This window comes from Janthinobacterium sp. Ant5-2-1 (genome assembly GCF_001445815.1).
Classification (GTDB): domain Bacteria; phylum Pseudomonadota; class Gammaproteobacteria; order Burkholderiales; family Burkholderiaceae_D; genus Janthinobacterium; species Janthinobacterium lividum_E.
On record NZ_LNCE01000042.1, the window covers coordinates 1 to 15,941 of the forward strand.

At 62.1% G+C, this 15,941-nt stretch carries 12 protein-coding genes; 2 read left to right on the forward strand and 10 right to left on the reverse strand.

What is annotated here, in order from left to right; translation table 11 throughout:
* Window positions 1–108 precede the first annotated feature (108 nt).
* Together ASN89_RS29855 and ASN89_RS14260 are read right to left on the reverse strand one after the other, a co-directional pair.
* Entirely contained in the window at window positions 109–363 is a 255-nt protein-coding gene (locus ASN89_RS29855) for a hypothetical protein (protein WP_071650198.1), read from the reverse strand.
* A gap of 353 nt (window positions 364–716) precedes the next feature.
* Window positions 717–1,838 (reverse strand): cupin domain-containing protein, encoded by a 1,122-nt coding sequence (locus tag ASN89_RS14260; protein ID WP_046685839.1) that lies wholly within the window; start codon window positions 1,836–1,838, stop codon window positions 717–719.
* 93 nt (window positions 1,839–1,931) lie between these two features.
* On the opposite strand from ASN89_RS14260, the gene ASN89_RS14265 reads away from it, so the two are divergent.
* On the forward strand, window positions 1,932–2,483 hold the full coding sequence (locus ASN89_RS14265; RefSeq protein ID WP_034750672.1) for an FKBP-type peptidyl-prolyl cis-trans isomerase: 552 nt from the start codon (window positions 1,932–1,934) through the stop codon (window positions 2,481–2,483).
* 54 nt (window positions 2,484–2,537) lie between these two features.
* On the opposite strand, the gene ASN89_RS14270 is transcribed toward ASN89_RS14265, so the two are convergent.
* The 8 genes from ASN89_RS14270 to ASN89_RS14305 form a co-directional block, all read right to left on the reverse strand.
* Window positions 2,538–3,575, reverse strand: coding sequence for a hypothetical protein (locus tag ASN89_RS14270; RefSeq protein WP_058049707.1), 1,038 nt, complete (start codon window positions 3,573–3,575; stop codon window positions 2,538–2,540).
* Window positions 3,572–6,265, reverse strand: coding sequence for a DNA mismatch repair protein MutS (mutS, locus tag ASN89_RS14275; RefSeq protein ID WP_058049708.1), 2,694 nt, complete (start codon window positions 6,263–6,265; stop codon window positions 3,572–3,574). Before mutS ends, ASN89_RS14270 begins: the two co-directional genes overlap by 4 nt.
* Window positions 6,266–6,600: 335 nt before the next feature.
* On the reverse strand, window positions 6,601–7,158 hold the full coding sequence (locus ASN89_RS14280; RefSeq protein WP_152988567.1) for a hypothetical protein: 558 nt from the start codon (window positions 7,156–7,158) through the stop codon (window positions 6,601–6,603).
* Window positions 7,155–9,395: a serine/threonine-protein kinase gene (locus tag ASN89_RS14285; protein ID WP_058049710.1), complete on the reverse strand. Its 2,241-nt coding sequence runs from the start codon at window positions 9,393–9,395 to the stop codon at window positions 7,155–7,157. The genes ASN89_RS14280 and ASN89_RS14285 overlap by 4 nt, the downstream gene beginning before the upstream one ends.
* Window positions 9,396–9,596: 201 nt before the next feature.
* A complete protein-coding gene (locus ASN89_RS14290; protein ID WP_058049711.1) occupies window positions 9,597–10,919 on the reverse strand; it encodes an aspartate aminotransferase family protein in 1,323 nt (440 codons plus the stop codon).
* 80 nt (window positions 10,920–10,999) lie between these two features.
* On the reverse strand, window positions 11,000–11,896 hold the full coding sequence (locus tag ASN89_RS14295; protein WP_082654572.1) for a MurR/RpiR family transcriptional regulator: 897 nt from the start codon (window positions 11,894–11,896) through the stop codon (window positions 11,000–11,002).
* A gap of 44 nt (window positions 11,897–11,940) precedes the next feature.
* Window positions 11,941–12,252, reverse strand: coding sequence for a hypothetical protein (locus tag ASN89_RS29175; RefSeq protein ID WP_138829013.1), 312 nt, complete (start codon window positions 12,250–12,252; stop codon window positions 11,941–11,943).
* Between the two features lie 271 nt (window positions 12,253–12,523).
* On the reverse strand, window positions 12,524–15,190 hold the full coding sequence (locus ASN89_RS14305) for a TonB-dependent receptor (RefSeq protein ID WP_235501973.1): 2,667 nt from the start codon (window positions 15,188–15,190) through the stop codon (window positions 12,524–12,526).
* Between the two features lie 292 nt (window positions 15,191–15,482).
* On the opposite strand from ASN89_RS14305, the gene ASN89_RS14310 reads away from it, so the two are divergent.
* Window positions 15,483–15,917, forward strand: coding sequence for a hypothetical protein (locus ASN89_RS14310; protein ID WP_051991083.1), 435 nt, complete (start codon window positions 15,483–15,485; stop codon window positions 15,915–15,917).
* Window positions 15,918–15,941 lie beyond the last annotated feature (24 nt).

The window sequence follows — 15,941 nt, forward strand, 5'->3', positions numbered from 1 at the left end:
GGGTCAGCCTTTTTTATTGCCTGCGTCCGGCGTCATATCTTGCGGACAAAACGCCGGACGTAAAAAAGCCGGCCCGAAGGCCGGCTTTCTTTCCTGCGGGGTGCTAAATTACTTAGCAGCCGATGCAGCAGCCGAAGCGGCAGCAGCAGCGTCCGAAGCGGCCGAAGCAGCGCTCGAAGCGGCAGCAGCAGCGTCGGTAGCGGCCGAAGCAGCAGCGTCAGCAGCAGCAGCTGGAGCAGCTTCAACTGCTGGTGCTGGTGCTGGGGTTTCAACTACTGGTGCTGGTGCAGGAGCTTCTTCTTTTTTGCTGCAAGCAGCCAGAGCAACAACCATCAGGGAGGCGATCAGCAGGGATTTTTTCATTTGTTTTCCTTAATTATTTCAAAAAATAAATCAATATTGTTGCGATGAATAATTACCGGTAATTATCGCTCGTTAGGTCGTCTTCGAAGGCTTTTCGTACCAGGTGGTGCCTGCCAGACAACGGAAACTTCCTAACCGAATATTATAGCGATTTTTGGTGCGTCGCAATAGGAGCAAGAGGCAAATTCGCAACTATTTTGTGATATCGCAATATTTGCCGAAGCAAATTGCAAGCAAGTGTAAGCGATTTGCGAAAGCGCGACAAAACGATATAAAAATAATATCTTTCTTTGCGCTGGCGCAGAAGCTGTTCTTTTACCTACTGTAATACCACTTTGCTACGATACGATCATTCAAGCCAGTTCGATCCAGCCATCCTGATACCAAGTATACAAGGCATCCATCACGTCATCGGAAGCCTGGGCCACGGCGGCGCCATCGAGGGCGCGTTCGTTGGCCAGGGTTTCCAGGGCCGTTTTGTCGGCCTTGCCAATGGCAAACGATTCGCCATTGATGAAGACATTCTTGCCACGATACAGCATCAGGGTCTTGCGTGACAACACGACACCCTTTTTCTGCGCGGCATCCGCGAAACGGCCCACCGTCAGCGGCTTGGACAGCGGCGTGAAAAACACATTGTGCTTCGGTTCCGACAGGTGTTCGCCGAGGAAGATGGTGACGTCTTCTTCCGTGAAGCGCACCTTGTTCATTTCTTCCGTGATGGTGGCGAGCATGTCGCGGGGAATTTCCGCCGGCTTGCCCGACGCCTTCAGGTCGGGATCGCTGTAGATGCCGGGCAAGTCGATCGAATCGGCCATGAATTGCAGGAAGGCTTCGCCCAGTTCCTGGAACGATGGCGAGCGGAAGCCGATCGAATACGTCTGGCAGTCGCCGATGGCCACGCCGTCGTGCGCGTAGTGGGGCGGCAAGTACAGCATGTCGCCCGGTTCCAGGGTGAATTCTTCGTCGGGCGTGAAGTTGCTGAGGATTTTCAGCGGCAAGCCGTCGATCAGGCTCAGGTCCTTCTGCGCGCCGATGCGCCAGTGGCGCTTGCCCTGGCCTTGCAGCAGGAACACGTCATAGGAGTCGAAATGCGGGCCCACGCCGCCGCCATCGGTGGCAAAGCTGACCATCAGGTCGTCCAGGCGCGCGTCCGGCAGGAAGCGGAACTGGCGCAGCAGGGCGTCGGCCTTGGCGCTGTGCAGGTTGGCGCCCTGCACCAGCAGGGTCCATTCCTTCTGTTTCAGCGAAGGCAGGCTGGTCAGCGGACCTTGCTGCATGTTCCAGTGGCCATCCGCATGGCTGACCAGGCGCGATTCGACGTGGTCGAGGGTAGCCAGCTCGGCCAGGGCCTTGAAATCGAACAGCGCCTTGAAGCCGGGTACGGCTTGACGGATCAACAAGGGTTTTTTATGCCAGTAGTCGCGCAGGAATTGCGCCGGCGTGATATCGCCGAGGAGAGTTAATGTTTTCATGCGCCCATTATAACAACCGGAAATGCAGGAATGCGCCTGCCGTTGGCGGCGTGAAGGTATAATTTGCCAGCTTATACAATGAAAGGAAGCATAATGAAGATTGCCAAAAATACGGTCGTGACTGTCAACTACAAACTGTCAGACGCGCAAGACAATCTGATCGAAGACGGCCGCCAGCCGATGGTCTACCTGCACGGTGATTATGAAAACACCCTGCCAAAGATCGAAGAAGAGCTCGACGGCAAGGAAGTTGGCTATTCCAACACGATCCAGATCGAACCGGATGATGCTTTCGGTGAATATGATCCAGCCCTGGTCAAGGTCGAGCCGCGCAATCGCCTGCCTGAGCCGCTGGAAGTGGGCATGCAGTTCGAAGGCATGCCGGAAAGCGATTCGCCGGACGAAGAAGCGATGATCTTCACGGTCACCGACATCGCCGATGACAAAGTCGTGCTGGATGGTAACCATCCACTGGCCGGCATCGCGCTGCGCTTCTCGCTGACCGTCGCTGACGTGCGCGCCGCCACCGACGAAGAAATCGCCCATGGCCACGTGCATGGCGCACACGGCCATGACCATGGCGATGAAGATGATGAAGGCGAAGGCGAAGAGGGCGACCACTTCCGTACGCATCCGATTCATTAATACTGCTTGTTCCAGGCCGGCTACATGCCGGCCTGTTCGCTTGTGCCGCTGTTATTAACGGCGTAGCGTCGACGCCTTGGCGCGCGCTTGCGCCGATGGCCTGACGGCGCGTTGACGCACCTCAAAAAATGGCGTCTTGCCTGGCCGTACGGCGATGGCGGACCAGTCGTTGTCGATGCTGACGTGGCCCAGGTTGCCTTTCCAGCTGATTTTCGGCCCGCCTGCCTTGGCCGCGGTCTTTTTACTCTTTCCTTCCTTGCCGTCCGCCTCGCGATCGCGCTGCGTATCGACCAGCAACACCTTGCCGCTGAACTTCTTCGCCAAGGTACGAACCTGTTTGCGCGGGCCGGCAAAGCCGTCCTGTTTTGAGCTGAAGCTGGGCAGCAACGAATTGTCGTCTTCGTCGAGCACGCCCATGTCGCCATCGGAAAACAGCACGATGCCGTCGAGCTGCTTGCGCTGCGCCATGGCGAACAGGCGCTGCAGCCAGGAGCGGTTGGCGACCAGGCGGTCTTCGAATTCGCTGTTGCGTCCCGCTTCTGGCAGGAAATGGTTGTTATTCGCGGGCAGGTTGATGGTGGCAAACAGCACGCCGCCGTATTCCCAGTGGGCGTTTTCCGCATAGCTGCGGAACTTCGCAGTCGATGACAGCCGCGACAGGGTCAGCTTGCGCTGGCCCAGGCTCTGGTCGTCGGCGAAATACACGTCGCGCAAGCGGTTCAGGCGTTCGATGGCGTTGACCCTGCCGCGCGAATTGCGGCAGTTGGCCCAGTCGCTGGCCGACAGCGAGACGATCAGCGGCGGGCCGCTGGCGTCGAGCAAGTCCTTGCGCTGGCTGTAGAGCTTGTCGCTGCACGATTCGCTAGCGGCCTTGATGCCGGTGGCCACGACGAAAGACGCATTGAAGGCGCTGGTGTCGGCGATGGCTTTTTTCAGGGGGCCATCGTCCGGCCCGGCGTTGAAGGAATGGCCCAGCACGGCAAACTCGAAGCCGGCCTGGTCGCTCTGGGCGGCCAGCGCCGCTTGCCATGGCAGGCTGGCAGCCAGCAATCCGGCGGCCAGCAGGTGGATCGCGCTGCGCCGGCAGGTCATGCGGCGGCCAGCCGTTTCAACTGGTACAGCTGCTCGAGCGCATCGCGCGGCGTGAGCGCATCGGGATCGAGGTCGGCGATGGCGTCGAGCAAGGCTTGCTGCGCCGCGTTCAATGCGGCCAGCGGCGCCGATGCTTCCTCTTCTTCCTCTTGCGCATACGGATCGGCTGCCGGCGCGGCGAACAGGTCGCGCTGCGGCGTGGCGTCGAGCGCCTGCGCTTCCAGGCGCGCCAGGTGTTTGCGCGCGGCCTTGATCACGGGCTGCGGCACGCCGGCCAATTGCGCCACCTGCAAGCCGTAGCTTTGCGAGGCGGGGCCAGGCTGCACGGCGTGCAGGAAGACGATGCTGTCCTTGTGCTCGACGGCGGACAGATGCACGTTGGCGGCGCTCGGGTGGCTGTCCGGCAGTTGCGTCAGCTCAAAGTAATGCGTGGCAAACAGGGTAAAGCTGCGGCTGGTATCGATCAGATGGCGCGCGATGGCCCACGCCAGGGCCAGGCCGTCGAAGGTCGAGGTGCCGCGGCCCACTTCGTCCATCAGCACCAGCGAGTGCTCGGTGGCGCCGTTCAAAATAGCTGCCGATTCCGTCATTTCCACCATGAAGGTCGAGCGTCCGCCCGCCAGATCGTCGGTGGCGCCGATGCGCGTGAAGATGCGGTCGATGGGACCGATGGTGGCGGAAGCGGCCGGCACGTAGCTGCCCACGTAGGCCAGCAGGGTGATCAGTGCCACCTGGCGCATGAAAGTCGATTTACCGCCCATGTTCGGACCGGTGATCAACAGCAGCCGGCGCTCGTTGACGAAGCGGCAATCGTTGGCGATGAAGCGCTCGATCTGCTTTTCCACCACGGGGTGGCGGCCTTCGACGATGTTGATGCACGGCTCGTCAACCAGTTGCGGCGCGGCCCAGTTGTGCTGCTGCGCATGTTCCGTCAGCGCGTTCAGGGTGTCGAGCTGGGCCAGGCCTTGCGAAATCGTCTGCAAGGTACCGATGTGTGGCGCCAGCTCGGCCAGCAGCAGGTCGTACAGCAGCTTTTCGCGCACGAGGGCCTTGTCTTGCGCCGACAGGGCCTTGTCTTCGAATACCTTGAGTTCAGGCGTGATATAGCGTTCGGCGTTTTTCAGGGTCTGGCGGCGGCGGTAGTCGTCAGGCACCTTGTCCGTCTGGCCGTGCGTCACTTCAATATAGAAGCCGTGCACCTTGTTGTATTCCACGCGCAGGTTGGCGATGCCCGTACGGGCCCGTTCGCGCGTTTCCAGGTCGAGCAGGAACTGCCCCGCGTTTTCCGACAGCGCGCGCAATTCATCGAGTTCCGCATCGAAACCGGTGGCAAACACGCCGCCGTCGCGCACCATCGCGGCCGGTTCCTGCGCCACGGCGCGCACCAGCAAGTCCAGGCAGGCGGTCGGCGTCGCCAAGGCCGTGTGGATGGCGGCCAGCAAACCGTTTTCGCCGCCCTGGCCAGGGCCATAACAACGCACGACGTCGCCGCGCAGGGCCGGCAGTTGCAGCAGGCCGTCGCGCAGGGCGGCCAAGTCGCGCGGACGCGCCGACAGCAGCGCAATGCGCGTGGTGATGCGTTCGATATCGGGCACTTGCGCCAGGGTGGCGGCAAGCGGAGCGGCCGCTTCGCTTTGCGCCAGCGCGGCGATGGCTTCATGGCGCGCGCGCGCCACCTTCTGGTCGCGCCGCGCATGGTGCAGCCAGTGGCGCAGCATGCGCGAACCCATGGCCGTGCGGCAATGATCCAGCAGCGAAAATAAAGTCGGCGATTCCTGGCCGCGGATGGTTTCCGTCAACTCCAGGTTGCGGCGCGTGGCCGCGTCCAGGCCGATGAATTCGCTTTCCGTTTCCGTCGTCAGGGAGCGCACGTGCTGCAAGCCGCGACCCTGCGTCGACTGCGCATAGCGCAGCAGCGCGCCGGCCGCGCCGAACGCGGCGCCGAGGCCATCGGCGCCAAAGCCCGTCAAGGTCGCCACGCCCAATTGATCCAGCAGGGCCTTGTGGCCGCCCACCACATCGAAATGCCAGTCCGGCACGCGGTTGATGTGCGTGCCTGCGTAGTCGTCAAACAGGTTGCCATTGTCGCCGCTGAGAATTTCAGCTGGCACAATGCGTTCCAGCTCCTGCTGCAGGCGCACGGCCACGGTGCTGCTGTCGCCGGAAAACTCCATCAGTTTCAAGGCACCGCTGGCCAGCGACAGCCAGGCCAGGCCCGTCGTGACCGTCTTGCGCTGCGTGATGCTGCACATGGCCAGCAGCGGGCGCTCGGCCTTTTCTGGCAGCAAGTCCGCATCCGTCAGGGTACCGGGCGTGACCACGCGCATGACCTTGCGTTCAACGGGACCCTTGCTGGTGGCCGGGTCGCCAATCTGCTCGCAAATGGCCACCGACTCGCCCAGCTTGACCAGCTTGGCTAGATAACCGTCGAGCGAATGAAACGGCACGCCGCACATCTTGATCGGATTGCCGCTGGCCACGCCGCGCGCCGTCAGGGTAATGCCCAGCAGGCGCGAGGCTTTTTCCGCATCCTCGAAAAACAGCTCGTAGAAATCGCCCATGCGGTAGAAGACCAACATCGTCGGGTGGTTCTCCTTGATGCCTAAATATTGCTGCATCATTGGAGTGAGCTTTTCAGCCGAATTTTTCTTTGCCGCGGCGGCGTTGATTTCTTTTGGGACGGTGGTCATGTGTTCTTTGTCGTTGGTCCGGCGGCAGGGAAACGCATGCCTGCCGGGCTGTGTGTGGTGCTATGTGCATTCAAGGCCGTCATTTTACCGCTTTCGGCGGGCGGGGCGGGGTATTGCGTGCGGATGGTAAAAAGCAGGTCCTGCAACGCTGACCTGGCGCGATTTCAGCGATCGGTGACTTGGCGCCGCGATGTTGCGCGGCTATCTGGCTGGCAGCTGCTGTGCCATGGAATGGGCAGGCGGCAGGGCTGTGTCTGCTTTTGAGGCAGCGGTACGTGGTCAGTATGGCATGCAGTGGGCCATCTTGCCGCCCCAGGTGGTTTACTGAAGAGAAATTAACCGCCGGTATCGCCGCCGACCGAGCTTTCCGGATCGAAGGAAAAGACGCGCAATTCCGGTTGTGCATCTTCGCCGCGCATGATGCGTACCGTCATGACGAAGGAAAGTTCCCAACGACCGGCCGTATAGCCGACATCCAGGTTATGTTTCCACTCCTGGCGGATACGGTGCAGGGGCACCTGTTCTGGTTCCCCCAACAATTGCTGGATCTCAAAGTCCAGCGGGAAATGGTAGGTGGCGCCTACCGACTGCAGGAAGGGCGATGGCGGTGAATAGATGGTAGGGACTTTCGGACCGATCTGCGTCAGTTGCGGTACGGTAATGAGGCAGCAATCGATGATCTGGAACGATGTAAAGCCGCTGTCCTTGGAGCCGCAGCAGGTAACGTCGAGATAGACATGTTGGCCTTTCTGGAAATGCACGCCACCCATGTAGGGCCCGTGTCGCGGATCGGCCGTCCCGTCGCAGGAAGTGAAGTTGTAGTCGAGCTGGTTGGTGATTTGATCCGCATCAAAGTGCACAGATAACTTCATCCAGGGGCTTACAGGAGTCATTTTTTACTATCTCTTTCTAAGTTGATAAGGAATTGCTGATAGCGCGCGTCGCGTCGCAGGGATAAAAGATCTGGCGCAGATTCGATCAAATTGAGGGGGTAACCGAGCTTGCTGGCCTGGATCAATGCAGTGAGCGCCTCGGAGCGTTTACCGATCAGTTCATGCGTGAGCGCGGCACGAAACTGCACTTCCGCTACCTTGGGCGCTAGGGCGAGTGCGTGCTTGACCCTGGCCAGCGCCTGTTCTTTTTCTCCCGCGTAGGCCTGGTAAAGTGCCATGCGCGAATTGAGCGTGATTTCATGGGGCATGCGTTCGATTATGGGACGCAGCAGGGCGATGGCATGCTGATAGGATTGCTTTGATGCTTGTACCTGCGCTGGTATCCAGCGTTGGGCGTCGGCTAAGTTCGCCCATAGCAGGTAGAAGCCTGGGTTACCTTTTTTCTCGGAAACGGCATTCTCGAACGCTTGCACGGCGCCGAGGTAGTCGCCCTTCGCAAACAGCGAGGTGCCCAGGTTGGTATACAGTTCCCAGTGCGGTTGCACCTGCAAGCCTTGTTGCAGCACCTGGAGTGCTTCATCGCTGCGGTTTTGCCGTAGCAGGGCCGCGTTCAGGTAAGCGTAGGTGCTTGGCGTCTGCGGATCCATGCGTATGCTTTTGCGGAATACCTGTTCCGCCTGCGCGTAATCGCCCTTCTTGTAAAGCAGATGGCCGCGCTGGGAGTTGAACAGACGTTCATGTGGATACGTGGCGATGGCGTGGTCCGACATTTGCTCGGCGAGATCGAAATTGTGGCTATTGAGATACAGGCGAGTCTTGCCGTACAGGCCCAGCAAGTTATTCGGATCAAGATTGAGCGAGATGGTCGCCTCGCGCAGCGCATCTTCCGTCTTGCCCTGAAATTCGTAGACCCAGGCTTGTGCCACATGGGCCAGCGCCAATTGGTCATCCAGCGCCAGAGCTTGCCTGGCGCTGACGTCTGCCCGCTGCAGCCAGGTATCGTCGCGGCCATTGCCGATATAGCGCAGCGTGGACGCTAGCGACAGGCCCGCCGCAGCGGCAGCGTTGTTCGGACTATGCTGGAGCACGAGCGTGAATTGCTCGATGGCCAGTTTCTGACTGGTATCGCGATCGAATATGCGTAACGCATCCATTCCCGCTTTCATACTGGCCAGTTCTGAATACGGCACCGGTGCTTTTTCGCCTGTGACGAACGATTTAACGGCAGGAACGATATTGGGCAGCTGCCATCCCGCCAGTACGGCCAGCAGCGCCACGCCCGCGCCCCATTTCAGGGTGCGCTTGCGGGGCAGGGGCAGGCGGATGGAGACGCTGGCGGGCGGTTCTTCTTTCGCAGTCTTGTCGTCAGCCAGGGGCGTGGTCAAGGTGAGGGATTCCCCGCGCTGCGCGCCTAGCGCCTCGCGCACAGCGCGCATGGTGCGTGGCCGTTCGGCCGGGTCGTGCGCCGTCATCGCGCGCACGAGGGCGTTGATGGCGGGCGGCACTGTTTCCGGCAGGTCGGGCCACGGTTCCGTCGCCTGCATGTGGGCGGCGGCCAGGGCCAGGCCGTTCAGGTGGGCGAAGTGGCGCTGGCCGGCCAGCATTTCGTACAGCATGGCGCCCAAGGCATACACGTCGCCGCGCGTGTCGGGCAGGCGGCCCATCAGGCGCTCGGGCGCCATGTAGGCGATGGTGCCCTGCAGGTCGCACAGGGTCGTCGTTTGCGTGGCTTGCGGGTCGATGTGGCGCGCCAGGCCGAAATCGAGGATGCGCACCTGACCGTCCGCTTCCAGCATCAGGTTCGACGGTTTCAGGTCGCCGTGCACGAGGTCCATGGCGTGCGCCTCGTCCATCGCGTCGGCGATCTGGTAGGCAATGTCGAGCGCCGTTTGCAAGTCCGCCTTGCCGCCGTGCATGAACTGGCCCAGGGTCTGGCCTTCAACCAGTTCCATGATGATGGACTGGCCCGTGCCTTGGCCTTCGATGGCGAAAATGCGCACGAAAGCTGCATGCCTGAGCGAAGCGGCCAGGCGCGCTTCATTGATGAGTTTTTCCGGATGCAGCACGTCGGCTTGCGGTTTCAGGCGCTTCAGCGCCACGCTACGGCACAGCTTGGCATCCCAGGCTTCGAATACATGGCCGAAACCGCCTTCGCCCAGCAAGCGGCGCACTTCATAGTGTCCGCTGATCGTGTCGTCTTGCAGTGGGGGCTGACGCAGGGAGTCGAGCAGTTCCATATACCTTGGCTTCAGAGTGCATCAACGTGGGCGTCAGGCATCGAAAAGGGGTAATGCGATGATTGAATGCCCAAGATGATTGATTTTGAGTAACTTCCTGATTTAAAACGATTGTTTAAAATAAGTCAATTAATATTGGCAAGGAGTGAACAAAAACTGCTGGCAGTCGTCTTTGCGCAGTTCTGCCGCAGGCATGCGCGGTTACGCCACACAGGCATCTATGGCCGTACCCAGCTTGTCGACAATTTCATCGACGTGGCTGGCGTCGATGATGTAGGGCGGCGCCAGCAGGATGTGGTCGCCGTGCAGGCCGTCGATGGTGCCGCCCATGGGGTAGCACATCAGTCCGTTTTGCATGGCTTGCGCCTTGATGCGCGCGTGCAGGCGGCGGGCCGGGTCGAACGGCTGTTTGGTATTGCGGTCCTGCACCAGTTCCAATCCCAGGAACAGGCCGCGGCCGCGGATGTCGCCCACGTGCGCATGGCTATCGAAGCGCTGGCGCAGGCGCTCTTGCAGCAAGCCGCCCATGGCGCGCACGTTGGCCAATAAATCGCGTTCCTCGATCTGCCGCTGTACGGCCAGGGCGGCGGCGCAGGCCGTGGCGTGGCCGATATACGTGTGGCCGTGCTGGAAAAAACCCGTGCCGGCGCGGATGGTGTCGCGGATATCCGTCGATACCATGACGGCGCCGATGGGCTGGTAGCCGGCACCGAGGCCCTTGGCGATGCAGATCAGGTCGGCGCTGATGCCTTCCTGCTCGCAGGCGAACAGGCTGCCCGTGCGTCCCATGCCGCACATGACTTCGTCGAGGATCAGCAGGATGCCGTGGCGCTGGCAGATCTCGCGCATGCGCGCAAAATAGCCGGCGACGGCGGGCAGGGCGCCGCCCGTGGCGCCGACGACGGGTTCGGCGATGAAGGCCATGACGTTGTCCGCGCCCAGTGCGGCGATATTGTCTTCCAGCTCCTGGCCCAGGCGCGCCACGTAGTCGCCATCCGTTTCATGCGCCTGCTGGTCGCGCCAGGCGTAGCACGGGGAAACGTGGGTCACGCCAATCAGCAGCGGTTCGAACTGCTGGCGGCGCCAGGCGTTGCCGCCCGTGGCCAGCGCGCCCAGGGTGTTGCCGTGGTAACTCTGGCGGCGTGCGATGACGTGGCGGCGCTGCGGCTGGCCCCGCTCCACGAAATACTGGCGCGCCAGCTTGAGCGCGCTTTCCACCGCTTCCGAGCCGCCCGAGACGAAATACACGCTGTCGATGCCGGCTGGCGCCCGGGCGACGAGGAAATCGGCCAGCTGTTCCATCGGCTCGCTGGTAAAGAAGGAGCTGTGCGCGTAGGCCAGCGTGGCAATCTGCTGCTGCACGGCGGCGATCACTGCCGCATCGGAATGGCCGAGGCAGGAGACGGCCGCGCCGCCGCAGGCGTCCAGGTAGCGCTTGCCATCGGCATCGATCAGGTAAGGGCCATCGCCGCCCGTGGCGACAGGATAACTGGCGGTCAAGCTGCGGTGGAAGACATGGCTCATGGCATCGCTTTCTTATCGACAAGGGGATGGCCGATTATAGGAGGCGTTGCGCCGCATTGCAACGATCGATGTATTTGTTTTTAATTTGCATCATTTGATGTTTTTACGTAGGCGCCCAGCGCCCGCAGCTGGCTTTCCGCCGCGCCAATGGCCGTGACGGCATCGGGCCCCGCGCGCGCCACCAGCAGTTCGACCAGGCTTTCCACGGCCGCGACGCCGGCCACGATGGAAGGGAAGAACGAGGGGCTGTCGACGGCGATGACGATGCTGGCATCAGCCTGCAGGGCCAGCGGCGACATGGCGCTGTCGCTGATGGCGACCACCTGGCAGCCGGACTGGCGCGCCGCCTGCGCCACCAGCAGCGCTTCGCTCGAATACGGCGCGAAGCTGACGACGACGACGGCTTCGCCCGCCTGCAGGGCGCGCAAGTCCATTTCCAGGGTGCCGCCCTGGCCGCTCAGCAGCTGCACGCTGGGGCGCAGCAAGCGGTACAGATAATGCAGGGTGTAGGCGATGGGGTGGGCGGCGCGAAAGCCGGCCACGTGCACGCGGGGCGCTGCCTGCAGCAGAGCGGCGGCCGCCTCCAGGGCGGCGTGGTTGGCGCTTTCCGTGGCGGCCAGGTTGCGCTGCTGCACCGTGAACACTTCAGTGACGAGGTCGCGTTCTTTTCCCTCCTTGCCGGCCAGCGCGCCCGCTTTTGCCGCATACCCGGCCTGTCCCGCGCGCAGGCGTTCGACGAAGATGGCTTTCAGTTCCGGCCAGCCGGCAAAGCCCAGCTGCTGCGCCAGGCGTACGAGGGCGGCCGATTGCACTTGCGCGCGCGCGGCGATGCTGCGCATCGACGAGACGGCCACTTCATCCGGATGGTCGGCCAGGTAGCGGGCGCCGGCCTGGAATTGCGGGCTTAGTTCCGCATGGCGCGCCTTGATCAGGTCCATCAGTGCCGCATAGGAATCGTGGGGTGTCGCTGCCTGCATCGCCGTGCCTCATTGGATAGGTTGCGGCGATGGTACAGGATTCGTCAGCGCGCCGGTAGCGGCGCGCCTTGCGCCAGGGCGGCCGTGCGCGGACGCAGGCGGGCAAACAGGTGCGGCGCGGCCGGTTTGCGGTGCGGTCCCGTCGTCAGCACGCGCAAGGCGGTGGGCAGCGGTACGTCGTGGCAATGCAAAAACAGGGCGGCGGCGCCCGTGCCGGCCATTTCCTGCAAGGCCAGCGCATGTTCGACCAGTGCCGCCGTGCGCATGTCGAGCCGCACGGGAATGTCGGGTTGAAATAACTGTATGTCGACGTGCCGTGCATCGCGCATGCTGTCCCCGCCGGGTTCGATGGTCAAGCTGCCAGCATAAAAGCGCCCCGGCGCCGCCACTTTGCGTTAAATCAATTCCTGTGTCGGATAGATTCCACAAGGCAAAAAAACGCCAACCGTTGCCGGCTGGCGCTGAAACTCCTCAAGGAAGAAGACATGTATTCCAACAACGTTTCGACGCCTGACAAAACCGTCGCGAGCGGCAGTGATTTGTGGCCGAGAAGCGCAGCGGCACTGTAGTGCCGTGAGCATCGCCGGCCGCAAAGCGCGCCGCGCAGCCGGTTTTTTCAGGTGTCCATCACAAGCTCCAGCGGACGGAGAGCCCCACGACCTTGTCATAGCGCCGCACGTCGCGCACATAGTCCGGCGTGTCGTGGTAGTCGCGGTAGGTCGAGTCGAGCAGGTTGTTCGCGTCCAGGGTCACCGTGGTGTTCGGATTGAGCTTGTACGAGACCGACGCATCCAGGGTCTTGGTGGGCGCCACTGTCAGGTGGATGCCCTTGCCGCGGTAGTTGTAGTCGTCGACGTACTTGTCGCGCCAACTGTAGGCCAGGCGCGCCGACCACGGTCCCTGTTCGTACAGGCCGACGATATTGGCGGACCACTTCGACATGCCCGTGAACGGATGCGCGCTGCCATTCAATTCCTCCAGCTCGCCCGTCATGTAGGTGGCGTTCGCCTGCAGACCCAGGCCGCTCATCCAGCCGGGCAGCTTGTCGTAGAACTGCTGGTACGCCATTTCCAGGCCTTGCAGATGGCCCTTCGAGGTGTTGCGCGGGCGCGTGATATCGTACTCGATGCCGCCATACGTTTCCTTGGCCGAACCGGACAGGATGTAGTTCTTGAAGTTGTGGCGGAACACGGTGGCCGTGACGGAACCCGTCTGCGCGAAATACCATTCCAGCGCCACATCGAGGTTCTTGCCTTCCACGGGTTTCAGGTCGGGATTGCCGCCGCTGCCCGTCGGACGCACCATCTCCAGGCTCTGGCCCAGGCTCACGCCGGGGTTGAAGTCGGCGAAGTTCGGGCGCTGCACGGCCTTGCCGGCCGTCAGGCGGGCGATCAGGTCCTGGCGCAGCATGGCTTTCAGGGTCATGCTGGGCAGCACGTCCGTGTCCGAGGTCTTCACGCGCACGGGCGTGACGATGCCGTTTTGCGAAGAATTGCCTTGCAAGTCCTGCTTGGTCTGCACCACGCGCACGCCCAGGGTGCCGTCGACCGGCACTTGCGCCAGGTTAAAGCCGATGCGCGCCTTGCCGTAGACGGCATTGGTTTTTTCCACATCCTTGTAATGGGTCATCGGATCGTCTGGGCTGCGTTCGCTGCTGCCCGTAAACAGCTGGCGCAGCACGGCCGTGTTGTTGAGCATGAAGTCGCGGCAGGGCGTGAGCCAGCTTTGCAGGCCGAAGTTGCCCGTGTTGTCGTGCGAGGCGCACGCCAGGCCGGGAATCGCGTCCGCCGTCATGACCGACGCCAGCCCGCCCTGGCCATTTTTTTCGCGGATCGATTCGGCTTTGCGCTTGGCCAGGCGCACGCCGCCCGAAAATTCGCGGAAGAAGCCCGTGCTGTCCATGTCGTAGGTAACGTCGCCGCGCCAGTCGGTCGAGCTGCCTTCGTCGTGATTGTGATTGTCGTAGAAACCGAGCAGGGTGTAGTTCTTCGGGCCCAGCATGTTGTAGCCGGGGTAGCTGATCTGCGCGCCGCCGTTCACGTTCGTGCTGCCGATCACGCTGGTCGGATGGGCGAGGAAGTCGAGGATGGGAAATTCGCGTTCGAAGTTGCTGACCGTGCGCGCCAGTTCCGTCGTGGCGCGCAGCTGCGGCGTGATGTCCCAGCGTGCGCCGATGGCGCCTTGCGAACCGATCGAGCGGTCGCGCCGCGCCTGGGTCGAGCCCAGCGTGAACGGCGACCATGGGCCGTCGATCTTGCCCACCGTGGCCGCCTGATTGGTGCCGGGGATCAGGGTGATGTCCGGGTTCTGGCCCCACGGCAGCGAACCGACGAAGAACTGGCTGTCGAACGCGTGCTTGATCAGGGTCGACATGCCTTCCGCATACACTTCCACCTGCGAGTTCGGGCGCCACTGGAAGGCGGCGTTGGCCGCGTAGCGCTTGCGGTCGCCCACGGTGGGGATCATGCCGACGGAATCGGGGCCCGTGATGTTGCCCGCGTCGGGGCGCTTGACGGGTTCGGCGTTCCAGATCGTCTCGTCATAGTATCTGCCGCGCTGGTAGGACAGGCCGAGCAGGGCGCCGAATTCGCCGTATTGGGTTTTCCAGCGGTTCGAGACCATGCCGCCGACGTTCGGGTCCGTCGAGCCGGACTTGTCGCGGTGTTCGGCGCGCACGTTGCCCGATGCCGTAAAACCTTTGAAGTCGAACGGTCGGTTGGTGCGCACGTCGACCACGCCGGCCGTGCCGCCTTCGACCATGTCCGCGCCCTGCGATTTGTACACGTCCACGCGCTGCAGCATGGCCGTCGGGATGTCGGCCAGGTACAGGCTGCGGCCCACGGAAGTGAACATTTCGCGGCCGTTGAGCAAGGTCACGACGCCGGGCAAGCCGCGGATGATGACGGTGCCCGCTTCGCCGCCTTCGCGGCGGATCTGCACGCCCGTCACGCGGCCGAGGATTTCGGCCACGTTCTTGTCGGGGAATTTGCCGATTTCATCGGCGACGATGGAGTCGACCACCTGGTCGTTGTTTTTCTTGATCGTCTGCGCACTTTGCGCTGCCCTGCGCACGCCCGTGACGGCGACGACGGCCATGCCGGCATTGTCGACTGGCGCAGGTGCTGCTGCCGGTGCCGTTTCTTCCACTGGTGTTTCCGCGGCGGGCGCCTGTTGCGCCCGGACGGAAGCGCTGCTCAGCAGGCCTGCGCCGGCCAGGGCGGCCACCGTCGCCTTCAAGGTCAGGCGCGTATTTTGTCGGGGCGTGCGGGTGCCCGGTGCCATCAATTGCATCATCTTGTCTCCACCTGTATTTTAGTTATGTTGAGAACGCTGCGGCAGTCGCCGCCAGAGCAGGAACTGGCTCAGGAAGCATGGTAGGGGGGAATGACTTTGCGCCACAAATGACTTCTTTTGCGATGTCCATATCAATTCCGGTATCCCTGCCGTATTCATGCACCTGCCGGCCTTGCCCGCTCTCCACACGTGGCGAAAATAGTTTTGTATTTTTTGCCGGTGGTCGCGTTGAGGTAGCGATGCAGCGGCACCAGATGGGGCGTCGCCATCCCACTCAATGAAAGGAAGCACCATGTTGGCATCCACTATCACCGAACCGTTGTTGCGGCACTTGCAAGCGGACGGATATCAGGCGCAGATCGACAGCGATGGCGATATCGTCTTCCGTTTCGAAGGCATGGGCTATGTCCTGTGCTTTGACGCCGATGACGCGCAATTTGGGAAACTGCTGTTGCCGAATGTGTGGACTATCGATACGCCGGAAGAGTTGCTGCGCGTGCGTGCCGCGCTCGATGAAGTCAACCGCCGCATCAAGCTGGTGAAAGGCCATGTGCAGCGCGGTCAGGTATGGTTCTGCATCGAGATGCTGCTGCTCGAGCAGCAGCACTGGACGCATTTCCTCGCGCGTGCCACCCGCGCCATCGCGCATGCGGCGACGCTGTTTGCCAGCGAGATGCGGGCCGGCGCGCTGGCCGCGCAGGCGATCGGGAAAGCCGGCGCCGACTGAAGCAGGGATGAAAAAGGGCGGCCC

What these genes read in the sequence shown, in the direction of transcription:
- ASN89_RS29855 (WP_071650198.1), bottom strand. Translation starts at nt 363, where the DNA reads ATGAAAAAATCCCTGCTGATCGCCTCCCTGATGGTTGTTGCTCTGGCT.
- ASN89_RS14260 (WP_046685839.1), bottom strand. Translation starts at nt 1,838, where the DNA reads ATGAAAACATTAACTCTCCTCGGCGATATCACGCCGGCGCAATTCCTG.
- ASN89_RS14265 (WP_034750672.1), top strand. Translation starts at nt 1,932, where the DNA reads ATGAAGATTGCCAAAAATACGGTCGTGACTGTCAACTACAAACTGTCA.
- ASN89_RS14270 (WP_058049707.1), bottom strand. Translation starts at nt 3,575, where the DNA reads ATGACCTGCCGGCGCAGCGCGATCCACCTGCTGGCCGCCGGATTGCTG.
- mutS (WP_058049708.1), bottom strand. Translation starts at nt 6,265, where the DNA reads ATGACCACCGTCCCAAAAGAAATCAACGCCGCCGCGGCAAAGAAAAAT.
- ASN89_RS14280 (WP_152988567.1), bottom strand. Translation starts at nt 7,158, where the DNA reads ATGACTCCTGTAAGCCCCTGGATGAAGTTATCTGTGCACTTTGATGCG.
- ASN89_RS14285 (WP_058049710.1), bottom strand. Translation starts at nt 9,395, where the DNA reads ATGGAACTGCTCGACTCCCTGCGTCAGCCCCCACTGCAAGACGACACG.
- ASN89_RS14290 (WP_058049711.1), bottom strand. Translation starts at nt 10,919, where the DNA reads ATGAGCCATGTCTTCCACCGCAGCTTGACCGCCAGTTATCCTGTCGCC.
- ASN89_RS14295 (WP_082654572.1), bottom strand. Translation starts at nt 11,896, where the DNA reads ATGCAGGCAGCGACACCCCACGATTCCTATGCGGCACTGATGGACCTG.
- ASN89_RS14305 (WP_235501973.1), bottom strand. Translation starts at nt 15,190, where the DNA reads ATGATGCAATTGATGGCACCGGGCACCCGCACGCCCCGACAAAATACG.
- ASN89_RS14310 (WP_051991083.1), top strand. Translation starts at nt 15,483, where the DNA reads ATGTTGGCATCCACTATCACCGAACCGTTGTTGCGGCACTTGCAAGCG.